Origin of the sequence: Paracoccus aerodenitrificans, from assembly GCF_027913215.1 — a bacterium.
GTDB classification, from domain to species: Bacteria; Pseudomonadota; Alphaproteobacteria; order Rhodobacterales; family Rhodobacteraceae; genus Paracoccus; species Paracoccus aerodenitrificans.
The window spans coordinates 1057246-1077931 of record NZ_CP115784.1; the positions used below are offsets into that span (position 1 = coordinate 1057246).

The 20686-nt window shown below is 61.0% G+C and carries 19 protein-coding genes and 2 pseudogenes; 5 read left to right on the forward strand and 16 right to left on the reverse strand.

Going from position 1 to position 20686, the window contains the following annotated elements; all coding sequences use genetic code 11:
• Positions 1-37: 37 nt before the first annotated feature.
• Together PAE61_RS06665 and PAE61_RS06670 are read right to left on the reverse strand one after the other, a co-directional pair.
• Positions 38-427, reverse strand: a complete 390-nt coding sequence (locus tag PAE61_RS06665; RefSeq protein WP_271114552.1) for a MerR family transcriptional regulator — start codon at positions 425-427, stop codon at positions 38-40.
• Between the two features lie 168 nt (positions 428-595).
• A complete protein-coding gene (locus PAE61_RS06670) occupies positions 596-976 on the reverse strand; it encodes a MerR family transcriptional regulator (protein WP_271114553.1) in 381 nt (126 codons plus the stop codon).
• A gap of 169 nt (positions 977-1145) precedes the next feature.
• On the opposite strand from PAE61_RS06670, the gene PAE61_RS06675 reads away from it, so the two are divergent.
• From PAE61_RS06675 to PAE61_RS06685, 3 genes are read left to right on the forward strand one after another with little or no spacing between them, the layout of a single operon-like run.
• Complete coding sequence (locus PAE61_RS06675) at positions 1146-1586, forward strand: PaaI family thioesterase (RefSeq protein WP_271114554.1); 441 nt, start codon at positions 1146-1148, stop codon at positions 1584-1586.
• A 1-nt stretch (position 1587) separates the two neighbouring features.
• Positions 1588-2088 (forward strand): PaaI family thioesterase, encoded by a 501-nt coding sequence (locus PAE61_RS06680; protein ID WP_271114555.1) that lies wholly within the window; start codon positions 1588-1590, stop codon positions 2086-2088.
• A 6-nt stretch (positions 2089-2094) separates the two neighbouring features.
• Positions 2095-3429: an MATE family efflux transporter gene (locus PAE61_RS06685; protein ID WP_271114556.1), complete on the forward strand. Its 1335-nt coding sequence runs from the start codon at positions 2095-2097 to the stop codon at positions 3427-3429.
• On the opposite strand, the gene hemF is transcribed toward PAE61_RS06685, so the two are convergent.
• Complete coding sequence (gene hemF / locus PAE61_RS06690; protein WP_271114557.1) at positions 3426-4289, reverse strand: oxygen-dependent coproporphyrinogen oxidase; 864 nt, start codon at positions 4287-4289, stop codon at positions 3426-3428. The two genes, PAE61_RS06685 and hemF, sit on opposite strands and share 4 nt — an antisense overlap.
• Positions 4290-4465: 176 nt before the next feature.
• On the opposite strand from hemF, the gene PAE61_RS06695 reads away from it, so the two are divergent.
• Positions 4466-4882: a hypothetical protein gene (locus PAE61_RS06695; RefSeq protein WP_271114558.1), complete on the forward strand. Its 417-nt coding sequence runs from the start codon at positions 4466-4468 to the stop codon at positions 4880-4882.
• A gap of 7 nt (positions 4883-4889) precedes the next feature.
• On the opposite strand, the gene PAE61_RS06700 is transcribed toward PAE61_RS06695, so the two are convergent.
• From PAE61_RS06700 to PAE61_RS06715, 4 genes are read right to left on the reverse strand one after another with little or no spacing between them, the layout of a single operon-like run.
• Positions 4890-5678: a heme ABC transporter ATP-binding protein gene (locus tag PAE61_RS06700; RefSeq protein WP_271114559.1), complete on the reverse strand. Its 789-nt coding sequence runs from the start codon at positions 5676-5678 to the stop codon at positions 4890-4892.
• Positions 5675-6745, reverse strand: a complete 1071-nt coding sequence (locus PAE61_RS06705) for a FecCD family ABC transporter permease (protein WP_271114560.1) — start codon at positions 6743-6745, stop codon at positions 5675-5677. Before PAE61_RS06705 ends, PAE61_RS06700 begins: the two co-directional genes overlap by 4 nt.
• Positions 6745-7638: a heme/hemin ABC transporter substrate-binding protein gene (locus PAE61_RS06710; protein ID WP_271114561.1), complete on the reverse strand. Its 894-nt coding sequence runs from the start codon at positions 7636-7638 to the stop codon at positions 6745-6747. The genes PAE61_RS06705 and PAE61_RS06710 overlap by 1 nt, the downstream gene beginning before the upstream one ends.
• On the reverse strand, positions 7635-8669 hold the full coding sequence (locus PAE61_RS06715; RefSeq protein ID WP_271114562.1) for a hemin-degrading factor: 1035 nt from the start codon (positions 8667-8669) through the stop codon (positions 7635-7637). Before PAE61_RS06715 ends, PAE61_RS06710 begins: the two co-directional genes overlap by 4 nt.
• A 238-nt stretch (positions 8670-8907) precedes the next feature.
• On the opposite strand from PAE61_RS06715, the gene PAE61_RS06720 reads away from it, so the two are divergent.
• A complete protein-coding gene (locus PAE61_RS06720; RefSeq protein ID WP_271114563.1) occupies positions 8908-10848 on the forward strand; it encodes a TonB-dependent receptor domain-containing protein in 1941 nt (646 codons plus the stop codon).
• Between the two features lie 98 nt (positions 10849-10946).
• On the opposite strand, the gene PAE61_RS06725 is transcribed toward PAE61_RS06720, so the two are convergent.
• From PAE61_RS06725 to PAE61_RS06765, 9 genes and pseudogenes are all read right to left on the reverse strand, one after another.
• Positions 10947-12038, reverse strand: coding sequence for an NAD(P)-binding domain-containing protein (locus tag PAE61_RS06725; protein ID WP_271114564.1), 1092 nt, complete (start codon positions 12036-12038; stop codon positions 10947-10949).
• Positions 12039-12545: 507 nt separating this feature from the next.
• Positions 12546-12788 (reverse strand): annotated as a pseudogene (gene glmM, locus PAE61_RS06730) (phosphoglucosamine mutase); the annotation flags it as partial.
• Between the two features lie 86 nt (positions 12789-12874).
• Positions 12875-13690, reverse strand: coding sequence for a sulfonamide-resistant dihydropteroate synthase Sul2 (sul2, locus tag PAE61_RS06735; protein ID WP_001043260.1), 816 nt, complete (start codon positions 13688-13690; stop codon positions 12875-12877).
• Positions 13691-13951: 261 nt separating this feature from the next.
• The gene (locus PAE61_RS06740; protein WP_078527637.1) at positions 13952-15307 is read right to left on the reverse strand and encodes an IS1380-like element IS1247 family transposase; all 1356 of its coding nucleotides are present in this window, start codon (positions 15305-15307) and stop codon (positions 13952-13954) included.
• A gap of 270 nt (positions 15308-15577) precedes the next feature.
• Positions 15578-16057, reverse strand: a pseudogene (locus PAE61_RS06745) (ATPase, T2SS/T4P/T4SS family); the annotation flags it as partial.
• Positions 16058-16426: 369 nt separating this feature from the next.
• Positions 16427-17269 carry an APH(3'') family aminoglycoside O-phosphotransferase gene (locus tag PAE61_RS06750; RefSeq protein ID WP_271114565.1) on the reverse strand — a complete coding sequence of 281 codons (843 nt, stop codon included), beginning with the start codon at positions 17267-17269 and terminating at the stop codon, positions 16427-16429.
• Between the two features lie 79 nt (positions 17270-17348).
• The gene (locus PAE61_RS06755) at positions 17349-17540 is read right to left on the reverse strand and encodes a hypothetical protein (RefSeq protein WP_271114566.1); all 192 of its coding nucleotides are present in this window, start codon (positions 17538-17540) and stop codon (positions 17349-17351) included.
• 226 nt (positions 17541-17766) lie between these two features.
• Positions 17767-19122, reverse strand: a complete 1356-nt coding sequence (locus tag PAE61_RS06760; protein WP_271114567.1) for an IS1380-like element IS1247 family transposase — start codon at positions 19120-19122, stop codon at positions 17767-17769.
• A 283-nt stretch (positions 19123-19405) separates the two neighbouring features.
• Positions 19406-20683 carry an ISL3 family transposase gene (locus tag PAE61_RS06765; protein ID WP_000610830.1) on the reverse strand — a complete coding sequence of 426 codons (1278 nt, stop codon included), beginning with the start codon at positions 20681-20683 and terminating at the stop codon, positions 19406-19408.
• Positions 20684-20686: the final 3 nt, after the last annotated feature.

Sequence of the window (20686 nt, forward strand, 5' to 3'; positions counted from 1 at the left end):
GTCCTGTTGATTTGTTCTGGAAAACCGGATGGCGGGGTCAGGCGTCGCGCCGACGTGCCTCCAGCAATTTTTCGGCACCGGCGATCTGCTCGGTCAGATCGGCAATCGCGGTTTCAAGTTCTTCCTGCTGACGCATCATGTCGGCAAGCCTATCTCGTGAGGCGGAAATCGTCGCCTCGATCTGTGTCACATTGCCGCTGCGCGGGTCGTAAAGTTCAAGAAGCTGGCGGATCTGTTCGAGGCTGAAGCCGAATCGCTTCCCCTGCAGGATCAGCTTCAGACGAGCACGGTCCTGACGGTCATACAGACGATGCTGGCCGCGACGTTCCGGCGCGATAAGCTCGCGCGATTCATAGAAACGCAGCGTCCGAGGGGTCACGTCAAATTCGTCGCACATCTGACGAATTGTCATCAGATCGTCGGTCATTCCGGCAGATCTCCTTCCCGTTTCCTGCGAGCCACCTCAACCCGCCTGATACGGGTAATATGGCGCATGTTGACGCGAACGTAAATTACAACGCTGCGTCACGGATGAACCCGGCGCGATCCTGTCCGGCCAGCCAGTGCATGACGCGTTGCGCCAGCCGGTCAGGGCTTAATCCATTTTGCGAAGTATCTCTGCGGTATCGTCGCGCAGATTGCGAAGATCGGCAATCGCGGCTTCGATATCCTCGATCTGGCTGGCAAGCACATCAAGCTGGCGGTTCGCCATGTCGATCCAGACCTCGTATTGCTCGCGATTGCCTTTCTGATCATAGATTTCCAGCCATTGCCGGATCTCTTCAAGGCTGAACCCGAACCGCCTGCCGCGCAGGATAAGCGTCATGCGGGCGATCTCGCGCGAGGAGTAATACCGTGTCCGCCCTTCCTTCCGAGGCTGAAGCAATTCGATATATTCATAATAGCGCAGCGTTCGCGGAGTGACATTGAAGCGGGCGCACATTTCCTTGAAACTGAGTTCTTCTGAACCGGTCATCCCAACCTGTGCCTCGAAAATTTACATCTTCAGGCTAAACCGTAAGGCCTGATGCCGCAAGCGAATCGCCATGACGTGGCGCGATTGCCGCGGGGACAGGCGGCAAGCCTATTGCCGCGACAAGCCTGCCGGGGCTATCAGCGGACAGGTGACAGCAGGGGGGATGCGCATGACTGAGGGCGATCATAACGGAAATGAAGATCTCGACCGCATCGCGCGGCAATTCATCGAATCCATTCCTCATGCCCGCGCCCTTGGCATGACGCTGGAACATATCGGCAGGGGTGAGGCGAGCATCTCGATGGCATGGAATGCCGATTTCGTCGGTGAGCCGCGCAGCGGGGTGATTCATGGCGGGGTGATCTCGGCCCTGATGGATACATGCAGCGGTGCCGCGGTGCTGAGCCATCCCGCCGCGCCGCGTACCACGGCGACGATTGACCTGCGGATCGACTATATGAGGGGGGCCACGCCGGGACAGCGGATCGTGGCGCATGCAAGTTGTTATCATGTGACGCGCTCGGTCGCTTTCGTTCGGGTCCGGGCGGTCGATGACGATCAGGAAAATCCGGTCGCGACGGCAACCGGCGCATTCACGGTGGAGCGATAGGATGGCCGACCGCAACGAACCGCTTCAGCAGATCAAGAACCGCCGCGATACCGCATTGCGGGCGCTTGTCGAAGGCGTTCCCTATATCCGCTGGATGGGGATCAGATTCGACCGGCGCGGGGATGAGCTGACGGCGATCATGCCGTTTGACGAAAAGCTGATCGGCAATCCCTTTCTGCCCGCCATTCACGGCGGCGCGACGGCGGCATTTCTGGAAACCGCTGCGATTGTGGAATTGTCATGGTCCGCCATGTGGGAGGATCTGGAATCGGGCCGGATTTCGCCGGATGCAGAGATGCCGGACACGCTGCCGCGCCTGCCGAAGACCATAGATTTCACGGTGGATTACCTGCGTTCGGGTCTGCCGCGCGATGCCTATGCGCGGGCGCGGGTAGTGCGGTCCGGGCGGCGCTATGCCTCGGTTCATGTCGAGGCATGGCAGGATAACCGGGCGCGGCTTTTCGCGCAGGCAACGGCGCATTTCCTGATGCCTCGGGACTAGTGCGGCATGTCATCGCCGGTCAGTAATCGCCGCGTATTGGCGATTGCGCTGCCGATCGTGCTGTCAAACGCGACGATCCCCATTCTCGGTGCGGTCGATACAGGCGTGATCGGCCAGTTGGGCGAGGCGGCTCCGATCGGTGCGGTCGGGATTGGCGCGGTAATTCTGTCGTCGATCTACTGGATATTCGGCTTTCTGCGCATGGGAACCTCGGGGCTTGTCGCTCAGGCGCATGGGGCGGAGGATGCGGCAGAGGTCGGGGCGCATCTGCTGCGGGCGCTGTTCATCGCCTTTGCCGCAGGGCTGGCGCTGATCCTGTTGCATCCGCTGCTTTTCGCCGGGGCGTTTCGTCTGGCCCCCGCCAGCGACGGGGTTGAGGATCTCGCGCAGCGTTATCTGTCGATCCGCATATGGGGCGCACCTGCGACGATTGCACTTTACGCCATTACCGGCTGGCTGATCGCGGTCGAAAGAACGCGCAGCGTGCTGGTGCTTCAGCTTCTGCAGAACGGGTTGAATGTCGCCTTGGACGTGATCTTCGTTCTGGGGATCGGTTGGGGCGTCGGCGGGATCGCCGCCGCCACGCTGATTGCCGAGATGTCGGGGCTGATGCTGGGGCTGTGGTTCTGCCGTGAGGCGTGGAGGCCTGCCTTGCGCCAGACTGGGCTGTTTGCGCGGGACCGGATGATGCGGCTGCTGCGGGTCAACTCGGATATCATGATCCGCTCGGTTCTGTTGCAGGGATCGTTTACCAGCTTCATGTTTCTCTCGGCGGGGCAGGGCGATGAGACGCTTGCGGCAAACCAGGTCCTGCTTCAGTTCCTGCAGATCACCGCCTTCGGACTGGACGGTTTCGCTTTCGCGGCGGAAACGCTGATCGGTCAGGCGGTCGGCGCACGGCGGCCCGATCTGCTGCGCCGTGCCTCCTTGCTGAGCTCGGCCTGGGCGGTTGGCGGTGCGGTGATACTGGGCATCGCTTTCGCGACGCTCGGACCGGCGCTGATCGACCTGTTGACAACCGCGCCGGAGGTGCGGGCCGAGGCGCGGCATTATCTGCCCTGGCTGATCCTTGCGCCGGTTCTGGGTGTGGCGAGTTGGATGCTGGACGGGATCTTCATCGGGGCAACGCTGACCGGCAGGATGCGCCGCGCCATGATCGAAGCCGTGGCGATCTATGTCGTGGCGCTTGTTGTCTTATCGGCAGCGTTTGGCAATCACGGGCTCTGGGCGGCTCTGATGGTGCTGAATGTCAGCCGCGCCTTGACCATGATGCGCTTCTATCCCGACGCCGAGGCACTGGCGAAACCGGCAGTCGCGGTAGCGCCTCGCATGGCGGGCTAGACCCATTTCGCCAGAGGCGGCAGGCTCATCAGCACGGCATCGGCATTATGGCCGGTCTCCAGCCCGAATTTCGTGCCCCGGTCATAGACGAGATTATATTCCGCATAGAGCCCGCGATGGACAAGCTGCGCATCCTTGTCGTCGTCGTTCCAGTCCTGCGTCATGCGGGCTTCCGCAAGCGGCAGAAAGGCGGGCAGGAAGGCTTCTCCGACGGCTTTGGTGAAGGCAAAATCGGCGCTCCAGTCGCCGCTGTTCAGATCGTCGAAGAAAATACCGCCGACGCCGCGGGCGCGGTCGCGATGGGGGATAAAGAAATACTCATCCGCCCAGGATTTGAAGCGTGCATAATATCCGGGATCGTGGGGCGCACAGGTATCCTCAAGCGTGGCGTGAAAATGCGCCGTATCCTCGGGGTATTCGATGCAGGGATTGAGATCGGCTCCGCCGCCGAACCACCAGGCATGCGGGGTCCAGAACATGCGCGTATTCATATGAACTGCCGGGGCGTGCGGGTTCTGCATATGCGCCACAAGGCTGATCCCCGAGGCCCAGAAGCGCCCGTCCTGCTCCATTCCCGGCACACCACGCGCGGCCATTGCGGCCTGAGCGCGGGGGGATAATTCGCCGTGAACCTCGGACCAGTTGACGCCGACTTTCTCGAAGACGCGCCCGCCGCGCATGACCGACATGATGCCGCCGCCGCCATTATCCGCGCGTTCGGTCGGGGTCACCTCGAACCGGCCCGGAGCGGTCTGGCCGGGACCGCGATCTTCCAGTGCCTCGAATGCGCCGGTGATGCGGTCGCGCAATTCGCGGAACCAGTCGGCGGCTTGTCTGCGCTGCTCTGTCATCTCATCCATTCCGGCACCTGTCATCTGTGTTCACAATCCTCCGGCGAGACAGCCAGAGGGGATCTGAGTCCCGGTCGGTTTAAGCGCCCGCGTCCTGACCCGCAATCATCGCTGTTTCAAAGTTGATTTGTCTGGCGGTGCCGCCACGGATAATCTTGCCTGACAGTTCATTTTGCAGGCCCTCCATGATCCGTTCCTTTGCATTCCTTCTGCCCCTCGCCCTTCTTGCCGCATGCGGCACACCGCAGGAGCGCTGCATTCGCGGGAATACTGGTGAATATCGTGTACTCAGCAATCTTCTGGCCGAGACCAATGCCAATCTGGCGCGGGGCTATGCGTGGCGCGAGCGGGAAGTTTACCGGAGCCGGCTGGATCTCTGCCGACGGGCGATCCGGGACGGTGACGGAGAAGTGCGGTTCGTGACCTATAGCTGCTGGCGCGATGTGGTCGATGTCGAGCGTTACCGCGTCCCCATCGACCCCGCCGCTGAGCAGCGTAAGCGGGATTATCTCAGCGCGAAGCTGGAAACTGAAACCGCCCGCGCCGAAGAGGTCGTCCGCCAGTGCCGCGCCCGCTATCCCGAGGAAGAAAGCGCGGGCTGAGCTCTTGTCACGCCGAGGCGAGCTGAGGCAGCAGCCAGATCCCGTCTTTCGGGGTCGTGCTGACCGATAAGCGGCAGCCATAGGCGCGGGACAACAATGCGTCCGTCATGACCTGTTCGGGCGTGCCTTCGCCCAACACCCGGCCCGATTGCATCAGCAGCACATGGTCGCTGAACATCGCGGTCAGGTTGAGATCGTGCATGACGGCAAGCACCCCGCCGCCGCGCCTTGCGTAATCGGCGGCCAGCCGCATGACGGTCAGCTGATGCGCGATGTCGAGGCTGCTGACCGGTTCATCCAGAAGCAGCCAGCGAGGACCCTCGGCAGAGACGGGCTGCCAGACCTGTGCAAGCGCACGGGCAAGCTGAACCCTCTGCTGTTCTCCGCCCGACATTTCCTGATAAAGCCGCCCGGCATGGCCCGGCAGACCGACTGCCGCAAGTGCCGCGCGGATCAGCGCGTTCCGTTCAGGCTCGGGGCCGGGATGAGAGGTCAGCCCGATCCGGATGATCTCGGTCGCGGTGAAGGGAAAGCTCAGCGCGGTCTGCTGCGGCAGGACGGCGCGGTGCATGGCCAGGTTGTGCGGATCGAACGCGGTGATATCCTTGCCGTTCAGCGTGACATGACCGCCGGTCGGGCCGATCTCTCCGGTCAGGACGCGCAGCAGGGACGTCTTGCCCGATCCGTTCGGCCCGATAATTGAGGTCAGCCTGCCTGCCGGGGCGGTCAGGCCGATATCATGCAGCACCTCGGCACGGCCAAGGCGCAGCGAAATGCCATGCGCCGCAATCGTCATCCGTCTAGCACTTTCCGGTTGGACAGCAGCACCCACATGAAGAACGGTCCGCCCATCATGGCGGTGATAATGCCGATGGGAAGCTCTGCCGGGACGACGATGCTGCGTGCGATCATGTCGGCCGCGATCAGTACCGCCGCGCCGAGCAGACCGGAATTGATCAGCAGCCAGCGGTGATCCGGTCCGGTGATCAGCCGCAGCAGATGCGGAACCACGATGCCGACAAAGCCGATCGCACCCGAAATCGCCACTGCGGCCCCTGTCGCCGCTGCCGTGATCAGGACCGAGGCGCGTTTCACCCGTTGCACCCGGATACCGACATGGGCTGCGGCGGCTTCTCCGAGGGCAAGCCCGTTCAGCCCGCGCGACATGGCCGGAGCAAGCGTCAGCGCGATCAGGATCACCGGCCCGGCGGCGATCAGTTTCGTCCAGCTCGACCCGGCCAGAGATCCGAGGCTCCAGAAGGTCAGATCCCGCAATTGCTGGTCGTCGGCGCGATAGATGATCAGCCCGGAAAGGGCCGCGATCATTGCCGCAAGCGCGATCCCTGCCAGCAACATCGTCGCGACCGAGGTGCGGCCCTGCCGCGTGGCGATTGCGTAAAGCGTCAGCATCGCGATCCAGCTTCCGGCGAATGCGGCCAGCGGCACCAGATGCCAGCCGACAAGGCCCGCAATCGCCGCAGGCAGAGCCCCGCCAAGCACAATCGCGGCAATCGCGCCAAGCGAGGCTCCGGCGCTGACACCCAGCAATCCGGGATCGGCCAGAGGGTTGCGGAACAGCCCCTGCATGATTGCACCAGAGACAGCCAGAGCGGCTCCGACAAGAATTCCGGTCAGCAGTCGCGGCAGGCGGATATTCAGCAGGATAACCCGATCCGTCTGCGCGACATCACGCCCCGTCAGCAGATCGCCGATCACGGCAAGCCCGGATACGCCCGACGCGCCGTGACCGAGCGACAGCACCGCCAGTACCGCCAGCAGGGCGATCAGGCACAGAAAGACCAGACGCCCCAGATGGCGGCGGTCTCCGCTGAGCCTGCTGTCTGACGCATCCATCGCAACCATCAGGAGTTGCCATAGATCGCGTCATGCAGTTCCAGCCCCGCCTTGCCGGTGCGCGGACCGAAACCAAGCAGATATAACCCGTTCATAGTGATGATATTGCCATCCCGCCCCGCCGGAGTGGTTGAAATCGACGGCATTGCCAGCAATTCCTCGGCCTTCGGATCAAGTTCCTCTGCCGGGCCACCACGGGTCATGGTCAGAATGATATCCGGCGCGGCGGCGGTGATCGCCTCATCGGTCAGTTGCTTGTACCCCTCGAAATCCTGCACCGCATTTTCGGCACCGGCCATGTGGATGATCTCGTCGGCTGCCGTGCCGGTGCCGGATGCGTTGATCCGCCCGTCAGTGACGAACAGGACGAACAGGACTTTCTTCTTCTCGCCGCTATCCGAGGCGACCGCCGCCTGAAGATTTGCCAGATCGGCCTCAAGCGTATTGACGGTTTGTTCCGCCGCTTCGGGGACCCCAAGCGTTTCCGCAATGGCCCGGACCTTGTTCACCAGACCATGCGGCCCCATCCCGCTCGGCATGATTTCGAACGGCACGCCTGCCTCTTGCAGCAGGCTGATGGTTTCGGGCGGCCCCGCACCTTCTTCCGAGAGGATCAGATCGGGGTCCACCGACAGCACACCCTCGGCCGAGAGCTGGCGCATATAGCCGACATCGGGCAGCGCCAGAGCTTCCTCGGGGAAGCTGGAGGTCGTGTCCCGCGCGATCAGCCGGTCCTGCTGCCCAAGCGCATAGACGATCTCGGTGATCGACCCGCCGACAGAGAGGATGCGCCGCGCCTCGGGGTGGGGGTCCGCATGAGATGGCGTATTCAGCAGAACGGTGGCGAGAAGGGAGGCTGCAATTGCGCGGGGAATAGTGCTGAAATTTTTAGAAAAAATCATGCTGCTTCCCCCGATGGCAGCGAGGCGACCAGATCTGCCCACGCATCGGCATCGCCGCCCTTCTCGGGGCGCATTCCGAAACATTGGAAGATCAGACTGCCTTCCGCGTCGAAGGCCTCGACCGAGATGGCCGGGCCGCGCTTGGTCGGCTTGTCGACCAGCCAGATCTCGGCGATATGGTCCGCCCGCAAATGCAGGTTGAAGCGCTCATCCAGAACATTCAGCCAGGGTCCCATCGGTTTGAGGCTGTGAATGCCGCCGGAATGGATTTCGATACAGCCCGCATTCCCGACGAAGAGCATGATCTTATGACCTTCGGTCATGATCCTTTCCAACAGCGACGGAACCGTATCCGCAGCAAGCTGTCTGGCCAGAGGCGCACCGGCGACGCGATACGCGCCGAGCCGGTTCATTTTCAGGCGGTGCACCAGGGTGTTGAACTGATGTGTATCGGTCATTTTGACCCATTCGTCGCGCAGCATCTGGATACGGTCCTCATTGATCCGGGCACCTTGAATTTCGGCGCGGGCGGTGAACTCCGATGGGTTTTCCTGATCGGGCAGGGCGAGTGCGTCGCGCAGGTTCTGCCATGCCGACAGATCCGAGCCTTCGCGCAGATGGATCTTATGGACCGCATCGCCCGCCGCATCGAAGATCTGCACGGAACGGCGCGTCGCATTTTCACCCTCGGTCTCGACCGCATAGGCATGAACGCAGTGGCGGGGGAACATACGCAGGTCGATCTCATCATCCAGCGTCATCGCGGCATGTTCGCCATCGTGGAAGTCGTTATAGGTGCCGATCTTCTCGATCACGCAAGAGCGGTTGCGGGTCAGCGCCATGACCTCGCCCAGCTTCGTCACTTCGGGGATCAGCCTGCCGGGCGCGGCCTCGATCCGGGTCACGCCATAGCCCAGATCCGCCTCGACCAGAGCGGCCTCGGGCAGGCCAAGTTGTACGGCCAGATCATAGGGGCGGACAGTCGCATCGCGTTTCAACTCTCGCAGCCGGGCGGGCGTCAGGTCGTTCATCAGGGCCTCCGATGGGGTGACACGGCGCTTGCAATGCGCCGGGTTGTTATTCTTGACTTTTTTAGTCGGTAAACATAACAGGCGCAAGGTGCCAGCACTTCCTCATGCCAGCAGAAACACAAAAAAGCTGCGCAAAGGTTAGCTGATGAAAAGAAAAATTTCCGCCGTTTCCGTCTTGCTGGGTACAACGGCACTGTTGTGCGGGCAAGCAATCGCTCAGGATACGGGCAGACCATTCATGCTTGATGAGATCGTGCTGTCGGCAGGGGTCGACAAGGTCGCCTCATCCGTGCCGCAATCCATCAGCGTGGTCGATCCCGAAGAACTGGACGAGATCAATCCCACATCTATCGGCGACGTGCTGGAAACCGTTCCCGGCGTTGCAGGCGTCGGATCGTCCAGCTTTTTCGGGCAGGGGTTCAATATCCGCGGCTTCGGCAGTTCTGGAAGTGCCGCGCATGAATCCGGCATCGTGCAGCTTATAGACGGCGAGGAAAAATATTACGAAAGCTACCGGCAGGGCGCGTTATTCGTCGAGCCTGACTTCCTGAAGCGGGTCGAGGTGCTGCGCGGACCCGGCTCATCCACGCTTTATGGATCGGGTGCGCTTGGCGGCGTCATCTCGATGGAGACAATCGATGCCAGCGATCTGATCGCCGAAGGGGAAACCAGCGGCGGGCGCGTCAAGCTCAGCTACGGGTCCAACCCGGATTCGCGGCTGGCCAGCGTTGCATGGGGCTGGCGTCCGACCGCAGATTTCGAGGCGCTTGCGGCGTTTGCCTACCGCAATCTTGGCGAAACCGAGGATTCCGACGGCAATACCATCGTCAGATCGAATTCCGACACGCCGAATCTGCTACTGAAGGCGAAGAAGACATTCGGCGATCATTATGTCGAGTTCTCCTATCAGCATCTTGAAGCAGATGGAGAAAATCAGGATTTCAACCAGATTGAGGGTGCCCAGATCGGCGCATTCTATCCGGGCTTCCCGGGATGGGGCGTTGGCGATATCACCACACGCGACCGGGTGGCACGTCTGGAATGGGGCTATAACCCGGCGGATAACCGTTACATCGATTCGACGGTAACGCTGTCCTATACCAGCACCACCAAGGATATCCGGCAGGGCGACGAGCCTGCCGAACAGATCATGCCGTCGCTTCTGGGAAGGCGCGAATACGCCCTGTGGCGTCTGAAAGCGCAGAACACCGCCGATCTTTCGACCTCCGGTTACGATCATTTCCTGACCGCAGGTGCGGAAGTCTTCAAGCAGGATCGGACAAGCTCCAGCCTGTCCTCGTCGCATCCCGAGGGCGAGACCCGATCCGCTGCCCTGTTCGCGTGGTCCGAACTGGCTTTCGGGCGGTTCACGGTGAATTCCGGGCTGCGCTATGAGCGTCAGCGGACCGAGCCGAAGGACAGCGTCTCGATCACAGGTGAAAAGGTCGATGCCAAGTCTATCGAACCGCAGGTCGGGGTAATGTACCGGCTGACCGATGACTGGGCGGTGTTCGGATCGCTTGCTTTCGTAAACCGGATGCCGACCGTGGATGAGCTTTATGACGGTTTCGGCGGCGGTGCGGCCTCACCGGATCTGGATGATGAGAAGGGCAAGAATATCGAGATCGGCATCAGCTATCGCGCCAATGATGTCTTTGCATCGGGCGATGAGGCGGCGATGAAGCTGACCCTGTTCCGCAACCATATCGACGACATGATCATCCGCACCAATCTGCCCGCGCCGTCCCCCGCCTACACGAATGTCGAGCGTGCCTATCTGCGTGGCGGCGAGCTTGAGGCCAGCTATGTGCGCGGCGACTGGCAGTTCGGCGCGGCGGTGTCCGTGGTCGATGGCGAGGATCAGGACGGAACGGTTCTGGACACGCTGCCGAATGACCGTGTCGTGCTGTCGGCGAACTGGCAGGTCGCCGCCGATTGGAAGATCGGCGCCCGCAGCCTTCTGGCGAAGGGCCGCGGCAAGCCCGACGGATCGCATCGCAGCGGTTTTGGTGTGCATGATATCTACGCGATCTGGACGCCCTCTGCCGGAGCCTTGCAGGGGGTCGAGGTCAATCTGGGCGTAGATAACCTGACAAATCGTGACTACACCCCGGCAACCTATCAGACCGGGCCCGCAGACGGCCGCAACCTGAAGATCTCACTGAGCAAACGCTTCTGAAACGACACCCCGCAGCGCAGTGCGTTGCGGGGTATTCCGTTGTGCAATGAGATTGTCGTCGGCTTGTCTCTGATGCCGAGGACTGTCGCTGGGAAACTCTAACCCCTCGGGCCGATCCCCAGATATGCCGTCAGCTCCTGCACCGCCGAGCGCCCCGCCCGGTTGGCTCCAATCGTCGATGCGGACGGTCCGTAACCGACAAGATGCACACGCGGGTCACGCCGAACCTGAGTCGCCAGACGTCCGGTCATGACAATCCCTCCATTCGCTTCTCGCAGCTGCAGGGGCGTAAGGTGATCCAGAGCGCTGCGAAACCCGGTCGCCCAGATAATCACATCCACAGCCTCCTCGCGCCCGTCTGGCCAGCGGAACCCCGTCTCGATGATCTCGGAGAAGATCGGCTGGCGATCTAGCACGCCTCGCGCCTGCATGTCCCGAAGCGTGTCCGTCATCGGAATACCGGTTACCGATACGACAGAGCCCGGAACCAGCCCGCGCCGCACCCTGTCCTCGACGCGCGTTACGGCGGCGCGTCCATCTTCGGCAGTGAAGCGCCCCTCATGAAAGACCGGCGGGCGGCGCGTCAACCAGATCGTTTCGGCCACCAGTGAGATTTCATCCAGCATTTGCAGCGCCGAAATCCCGGCGCCAACGATCGCAACACGCAATCCGGTGAATTCGTCAGGGGATTGGTAATCATGCGTATGAAGCTGGCGTCCCCCGAAGATTTCCCGTCCAGGATAATAGGGGATCTGCGGGGCATCCCATGTCCCGGTCGCATTGATTATACCCCGCGCCGAGAAGGTCTCATGATCGGTCTCGATACGCAGTCGCTCTCCGCGCGGGCAGACGAGACGCGTGTTGACGGGCCGGTAAACTGGCAACTTGAAACGTTTTTCATAAGCCGCGAAATATTCCGGCACAGCTTCTGCTGCCCGTACTTCGGTCTGATCGCGCTCGAGCACTTCTTCAAAGCCCATACCGGGTAAGTCGTGCAGCCGGTTGACCGTTCTCATGGTCAGTGAAGGCCACCGAAACTGCCAAGCCCCGCCCGGATGCGGAGATTTGTCCAGCACAAGATACTCCCTGCCGCCTTTCAGCCCGAACTGACGCAGGTAATAAGCAGATGAAAGCCCCGCCTGACCGCCGCCAATGACGATGATATCAACCTTATAAGCAAGATTACTCATGACGCGACCGGATCGGCAAGAGAGATATGATCGTCGGTGAAGTTAGGTGAAAACTGGGCTGTGGTGCAAGTCGGCCCGTGATTTTACACTGTTACGCGTGAAGGATGAGCTGTGATGTCTGCCGGTGTTCGCGAATATCGTTGAGTTTATACTTATGGGTGTGAGAGCAGATCCTTGATCACCTGAAGCACAAAGCCGAAACCAGCGGGACCAGGGCGTTACCCGAAAGCCGGGCGCCACCGGCTGAGCTGCTCCTGGGTCTGTTTGACTGACGAGCCTGAAGGCCAACGATACCAATCAAAATGCTGCGTTCACAGCGCCGCGGCAGGGATCCGCCGTGCTGGTTGTCGGAAAAGGAGCCGCTAGTGGGAAAGAGGAGGGTAAATTTTCAGCGTTGCTGGCTCCCCGTCAGCCGGATTGGGTTGCATCGCAGGGGTGTCGAAAGAGTCAACTGCGGTCCAAAGCTGTTGGACTTGGGTGAAAAGGGCGTTTATTCTTCCTATACGTTGTCGGCAGCGGGCCAAAAAGGAATACGTCCATGCCCATCGAGGTGAAACCGGCTGTGAGCGCGGGTTCAAGCATATAGCCCGACAGGCGCGTATCCTTGCCGATCACGACACGATGGCGGTGGTCACCGCGACGAAAGACACGGCCAGCCGCCATGCCGACGCGCAAGGCGGTTTCCGCCGTCATCGCGCCTTCGTTGGCTTTGCCACGAATACCGTCTGTGCCGAAATATTTGCGCACCATAAGGTCGATTATCCTGTCGTCGGGTCGCCCTCAAAGGGGACATGCCTGCTGAACCGCGAATATAGAGAAATATCCCGAATGTGCAGTTAACGAATTCTTGCGGTTTCTTTCAGCGCCGCCAATACCGCCAGCCCGTCGCGCAAGGGGCGCGGCTCGTGTGTGCGGATGAAGTCAGCTCCACCTGCGGCGGCGGCAAGCTCTGCAGCGAGTGTCGCGGCCCCGACATCCCCCGGACCACGGCCTGTGAGCGCGCGCAGAAAGGATTTGCGCGAAACAGACAGAAGCACCGGCAAATCGAAGCGCAGCCGCAATTCATCGAACCGCGCCAGCACCGAGAGCGAGGTTTCGGGAGCAGCCCCCAGAAAAAACCCCATGCCGGGATCAAGGACAAGGCGGTTGCGTTTGATACCGGCACCCGTCAGCGCCGCGATGCGCGCGTCAAAGAACGCCGCAATGTGATCCATGATGTCGCCAGCGGGTGCCTCGCGCCGATCTGCCTGCCCGTCTTGCACCGAATGCATAACGACGAGTTTGGCAGATGATTTCGCCAATTGCGGATAGAACGCAGCGTCTGGAAAACCGCGAATATCATTGAGATAGGCCACACCACGCGACAAGGCATAGGCTTGCGTCGCGGGTTGATAACTGTCGAGCGAGACGGGAATGCCATCTGCCTTGAGCGCGTCCAGCACCGGCGCGATACGCGCGATTTCTGTGTCGGACGAAACAGGCGCGGCGTCGGGATTGCTGGATGCCGGACCGAGGTCGATCACATCTGCCCCCTCGGCCATCAGCTTACGCGCCTGCGCAATGGCTGCGTCTGGCGCCAGATACCGGCCTCCATCGGAGAAACTGTCCGAGGTTATGTTGACGATGCCGAAAATGATGAGCGATTTATTCATGGGGGCTTCTATAATAATAATAATCGAGCATGAGTCTCATCCTGCATTCCCCAAGTGGCGTGTCGTTTGAGGTGAAGATCGCCTGTATCCGAGCGCTAGACAAGGATTTTCTGCCGCAAGCGGCACCTGCGGTCGCGCAGACTGCTGGATCTGGACGGATCAGACCGCGAAGCCGCTGTTTCCTTGCCCAGGGGCGGCGTTTTTCAGCGCAGCGGACAGATCTGTCCAGCCGCTTTCGTTCAGTTTGAGCGTGGATCGCGATCATGCGCATAGCGGTGGCGCTCGCAATCGGCGGATAGCGGCGAGGATGGCGCGTACCATCGTGCCGGTGACAGCGACCTCGGCCAGCTGGAAGGTGATGGTGCGGGCGTGACGGACCACACGTGCCCCGATCTTGATCAGCTTCAGTTGCAGGCTGGTCAACGACCAGTCGGCCATGGCCTCGGGCAGCTCGATGCAGTGCAAGAAGGTGGCCAGGTTGTACGCCAGGGCGTGCAGTTGCAGCCGCACCTCATTGTCGCGGAACTTCCGGCACGACAGCCGCGTCCAGCGAAAGGCGTATTTGCCCTCTTTGATGTGCTGCTCGGCGGTGCCGCGCTGGTTGTAGAACCGCACCACCCAGTCCGGCTCCATCGGCAGGTTGGTGACGATGAAGCCGACACGCGGGAACAGTTCGCCCGGATGCCATTCGATCTTGGCGATCACCCGGCGTTCCTTGTCCCAGGACGCCGCCTGATACTCGAATTCCTCGAAGAACCGCTTGACCTTGGTCAGTGACGGCCGCCCGACAGGGCGCGTTAGCCGATGCGCGATCTTGTCCTTGAGGACCGCGTTTGCGGGCAGCCGGATGGCGTAGAAGAACCGCGCTTCTTCCAATCGCTCATAGATCGCCGGGATCGCGTAGGCAGCATCGGCCCGGAAGAACCTGCCACCAAGGTCGCGCTCCGCGTAGCGCGCAATGACGGGGTCGAGAACATCACGCCAGCCATCGGCGCTGTGGACGTTGCCATGGCGCAGGGCGCAGCGTTCCAGCATCCCGAACTGGTTGAACAGAAAGTTGGGGTGATAGCAGCTACAGTCGAAATGGCCATTCCAGGCGGACCCTTCCTGGTCGCCATGGGTCGGGCTGACCGAGCTGTCCATGTCCAGAACGATGTACTTCAGCCCGTTACGGTCATGGAACCGGTCGATCCATTGCCCGTTCAGGTCGGCCAGCGCGGCACGGTTCCCGGCCAGAGCCAGCGTCTCGGTCTCGAACCGTCCCATCTGCGATGCCGAGGCCGCTTGTGCATCGACCGCTCTGCCGCCGACAACTTGGCGCATGACCGGATCGCAGGCGAGACGGTTGGCGTCGTTGACATCCTCGTATCCGGCCAGCCGCCCAAAGACTGATTGCCGGAACAGGCCGTCGAGCCGATGGACCGTGTTCTTGCCAGAGCGAGTATCGCGCAGCGCCGCTGACGCCAAATCGGACAACCCGAGCGCGTCATCAAGCTCGCGCATCACCAGAAGGCCGCCGTCGGAACTGAGCTGCGTGCCGCGAAATTCCAGCCGCACGCGAGGGTCGAAATCCACCCGATCTGCCCGTTGCAAGCCCGCACCCTCTGGGTGATCCATGAAACGCGCCCCTCGCAGCCTTCAACACCATGTTTTATATAGGAAATATAATGGTCAGGACAGCGAAATCAGCGCCTTACTTGGGAAATGTGGGGCTATACCTGTCGCGCTGGTCGCTTTGGTCTTCATCGTCTTCAAAGCGTTGACCAAGGGCAAGGTGGGGCCGCGTTCTGCCTTCGAGCGCCGTGGAGTAATGAACAAGTCCGAACTAAAGATGTTCGGAATGCTTCGGAACGATCTTCCGCATGACTGGCTTCTGATGTGCCAATGCGTTTTCGCCACCTCGGCGAGCAGCGCGTTGGTCAGCGTGGTCTTGCCGGTGCTGGTGCCGCCCGCCACGAGGATGTTGGCGCGGGAAGAAACGGCCGCACGTAGCGTCGCAGCCTGATCGGCGGACATAATGCCCGCCGCCACATAGTCGTCGAGGCTGAACACGGCGACGGCGGGCTTGCGGATTGCAAAGGTCGGGGCGGCGACCACGGGCGGCAGCAGGCCCTCGAACCGCTCCCCGCTATCCGGCAGCTCGGCCGAGACGCGGGGGCTGCGGGCATGAACCTCCGCGCCGACATGATGCGCGACCAGCCGTACGATGCGTTCGCCATCGGCGGCGGACAGGCGTTCGCCCGTGTCGGAAAGCCCTTCCGACAGACGGTCCACCCAAAGGCGGCCGTCCGGGTTTAGCATCACCTCGACCACGGCCGGGTCTTCGAGCAGCCGGGCAATGGCTGGGCCGAGCGCGGTGCGCAACATGCGCGCGCCGCGCGCAATGGCTTCCGGCTTTTGGTGATTGGTGGTCATGTCGGCCCCGTTTCTTCATGGGGCGCGACAGGCGATCCCCGGATCGGGGTCGATTAAGAGAGGCCGAAATCCGGCCGGTTCAACAAGTATCTAGCTGCGTGCGGTGATCGGCGGCGAACGGCGGTAAATAGGATGGGTGGCATCTAAGATGGGGTGGAGAATGGAATGGCAGCTTCCGGGCCGACAGAGGGTGAAGCGGTCGTTCAGTGTCGCAAAAATCTGTCGCGCAAGTTAGATTTTCATGCCTGATTGTCGCGACAGCTTTTTCCCTACAAAATCAGCGCCGGCGATTTTGTCGCAAAACTTAGGATTTCTGCGACACTAGCCCCAAGTCAGCGGGTCAAGGCGCAGATAGAAAGCAAGGCGTTCGCGATCTGGCGCGTTGATCCCCAGTATGTCGAGCAGGATGGCGAAAGCGCGCTCCGCTTCATGCGGCGCTGCCCAACTCTCCCCGGCGTTGGCGACCATAAGCGCCAGATCGGCGTAGCGGTCTGCCGTTCCGAGCCGCCCCAAGTCGATCACTCCCGAACATCGCAGGCTTTGAGGGTCCACTATGAAATTGGGCATACAGGGGTCGCCATGACAGACGACCATATCGGCGCTCTCTTGGTCGAGCCGAACCGTCAACTCTTGTTCTACACGCGCCAAGAGCTCCTGCTGTGGTTTGGTTTTGTCCTCATCGGGCAGGAAGTCGGGATTGACGGCGTTCCGGGATACCACATCCACGGCGCACGCGAACATTCGCGACAAACTGCGTTCGAATGGACATTGAGCGACCGGCAGGTTGTGCATGATGCCAAGCTGCTGCGCCATTGAAGGCCACGCTTTGAGCAGGTCGACTCCCGATAGATCGGCCGCCGGCACTCCGGGAATTGCCGTCATCATCAAACAAGCCCCTTCCTCCGTCTCTCGCCAGGCGATTATTTCGGGGCAGGCTACGCCTCTGCCGTGCAGCCAAGCGAGGCGGTCGCGCTCGCCCGCAAGGTCTGCAATCCGCACGCGCGAGGCTATCTTTGCGTAGGCCAGATCATCGTGACGGCGATAGAGGAAATCACCGGATTCCCCGCTCCTGATGGGAACCCATGCACGAGAATCTTCAAGCAATCCGTATTCCAAATTTAAATACACACCTTCGTCGCGAAAATCCCAAAATCTGCGGCACATTTTTTTCTGCCATTCTATACTCGGTTTGGGGCGCTGCGATCAAGCCAATGAACGACAGCAGTAGGGTCGAAACCCAACACTAATCCCTGTCGGTTTCATCAAAGTCGGTTGGGATCTGATCGGGAACGATATCGCGCGACAGCTCCTTGAGGAACCTGTCCCCCGTCGCCAGACGCCGGCCGAGGTTCTGCATGAAGCCCTCGAACCGTTCCGCGCCTTTCGCGCGAGCAGCGGATTGTGCAGCTCCCGTTAGTGGTGGAGTGATGGTCATCCAGACCTGCATTCCCCAAGTGGCGTGTCGTTTGAGGTGAAGATCGCCTGTATCCGAGCGCTAGACAAGGATTTTCTGCCGCAAGCGGCACCTGCGGTCGCGCAGACTGCTGGATCTGGACGGATCAGACCGCGAAGCCGCTGTTTCCTTGCCCAGGGGCGGCGTTTTTCAGCGCAGCGGACAGATCTGTCCAGCCGCTTTCGTTCAGTTTGAGCGTGGATCGCGATCATGCGCATAGCGGTGGCGCTCGCAATCGGCGGATAGCGGCGAGGATGGCGCGTACCATCGTGCCGGTGACAGCGACCTCGGCCAGCTGGAAGGTGATGGTGCGGGCGTGACGGACCACACGTGCCCCGATCTTGATCAGCTTCAGTTGCAGGCTGGTCAACGACCAGTCGGCCATGGCCTCGGGCAGCTCGATGCAGTGCAAGAAGGTGGCCAGGTTGTACGCCAGGGCGTGCAGTTGCAGCCGCACCTCATTGTCGCGGAACTTCCGGCACGACAGCCGCGTCCAGCGAAAGGCGTATTTGCCCTCTTTGATGTCCTGCTCGGCGGTGCCGCGCTGGTTGTAGAACCGCACCACCCAGTCCGGCTCCATCGGCAGGTTGGTGACGATGAAGCCGACACGCGGGAACAGTTCGCCCGGATGCCATTCGATCTTGGCGATCACCCGGCGTTCCTTGTCCCAGGACGCCGCCTGATACTCGAATTCCTCGAAGAACCGCTTGACCTTGGTCAGTGACGGCCGCCCGACAGGGCGCGTTAGCCGATGCGCGATCTTGTCCTTGAGGACCGCGTTTGCGGGCAGCCGGATGGCGTAGAAGAACCGCGCTTCTTCCAATCGCTCATAGATCGCCGGGATCGCGTAGGCAGCATCGGCCCGGAAGAACCTGCCACCAAGGTCGCGCTCCGCGTAGCGCGCAATGACGGGGTCGAGAACATCACGCCAGCCATCGGCGCTGTGGACGTTGCCATGGCGCAGGGCGCAGCGTTCCAGCATCCCGAACTGGTTGAACAGAAAGTTGGGGTGATAGCAGCTACAGTCGAAATGGCCATTCCAGGCGGACCCTTCCTGGTCGCCATGGGTCGGGCTGACCGAGCTGTCCATGTCCAGAACGATGTACTTCAGCCCGTTACGGTCATGGAACCGGTCGATCCATTGCCCGTTCAGGTCGGCCAGCGCGGCACGGTTCCCGGCCAGAGCCAGCGTCTCGGTCTCGAACCGTCCCATCTGCGATGCCGAGGCCGCTTGTGCATCGACCGCTCTGCCGCCGACAACTTGGCGCATGACCGGATCGCAGGCGAGACGGTTGGCGTCGTTGACATCCTCGTATCCGGCCAGCCGCCCAAAGACTGATTGCCGGAACAGGCCGTCGAGCCGATGGACCGTGTTCTTGCCAGAGCGAGTATCGCGCAGCGCCGCTGACGCCAAATCGGACAACCCGAGCGCGTCATCAAGCTCGCGCATCACCAGAAGGCCGCCGTCGGAACTGAGCTGCGTGCCGCGAAATTCCAGCCGCACGCGAGGGTCGAAATCCACCCGATCTGCCCGTTGCAAGCCCGCACCCTCTGGGTGATCCATGAAACGCGCCCCTCGCAGCCTTCAACACCATGTTTTATATAGGAAATATAATGGTCAGGACAGCGAAATCAGCGCCTTACTTGGGAAATGTGGGGTGAGGACATGACGGCTCTATAAATTCATTGGTGCGGGCCGCCAGAAAAGGAAGTTCTGTAAAACGAGAGCGGCGCTACCGAACTACGCACAGGGAGAAGAATAATCTTCTCCGCGTTATTTAAATATTTCGGGTATACGGATTTAATGGTTGATGGGGCACCTTTACCCCACCAACCTGATACCATTATCAGATGGTTGATAGATCGACTCCGTAGTTGAGTTCCTCTGCGAAGTCCGGCAGTCCGTAACCGATGGTTTTCTTGTAGAAAGGAGAGACCTTCGCAGTCGGTGCCTTCTTCTTGTGCTTCGTGGTGTAGAGCATTCGTGCCCGCATCACCTCGAAGGAGTAACCGCGCCCTTCACGGTTCTTGTCCTTGGCCAGTCGGTTGATGGACTCCGTGTAAGCGTTGGTGACGGGCATGTCCGTCTCGAAGTAGGTCATGGTCTCTTCGCGCCAGTTTCCCACTGCCCTGACCAGATCGCTCCAGACTTCCTTTTGGCCCTTCGGGATGGTGGCTATCCACTCGTCCAGGGCGGCTTCTGCCTGGAGCCGTGTGGTGGCGTCCCAGATGCCGTAGAAGCGCTCCTTGTGCTCGTAGGCGGCCAGCAGTTGCGGGAACGCGCCTGTCCAGGTCTCCATGATGAGGCGCTCCCGGTCTGAGACTTCGTGAGCGCGTTTCAGCAGGATTTTCCGGTCTCCCTTGAGAGTCCGGCTCTGGGACGGTTTCAGCTCCTTTCTGAGGCCCTTGCGCACTCTCTCTAGGGCATCGTTGGCCATGCGCACCACATGGAACTTATCGACCACGATACGGGCCTGGGGCAGCACAGCCTTGACCGCTGCCCGGTAGGGGTTCCACATGTCCATGCTGACGATCTCGACCTTCTGCCGGTCTTTCAGCTTCATCAGGTAGTTGGTCACCACGTCCTGGCGGCGGGTGGCCAGCAGGTCGAGCAGGGTTCGCTCCTCAATGTTGGTCAGAATGCAGCGGTAGCGCTTGTTCAGGTATAGCTCGTCAATGCCCAGGATGCGGGGCGTCTCGAAGCGGTGCCAGCGCCCCAGGAACTCGGCGCGGGCGTTGAAGATGTCGCGCACCGTCTTCTCGTCCAGGCCGGTCTGTGCCGCCACAAAGGTGTAGGGGTGGTTGAAGGATTCCTTCTCCACGTACTCATGCAGCCGCAGTGTCATACGGAATCCGTCCACCATCTCCGGTAGCTGGGGCCTGAATGTTGTCTTGCAGGCCCGGCAGGTGTATCGGCGGCGGACCACCCAGAGAGTGACCCGCTTGCCGTGGATGGGCAGATCACGATAGGGAACGTCACGCTTGCCGAACCGCACGAACTCACCCTGCACGCCGCACCCCTCGCAGGCTACTGGTGTAGGTGCTTCAAGCCGAAAATGTATGTCTTCATTCTGCTCATCAGAATCCACCAACTGGTACCCAGGAAGGCTTAACGAATTAATCATCTC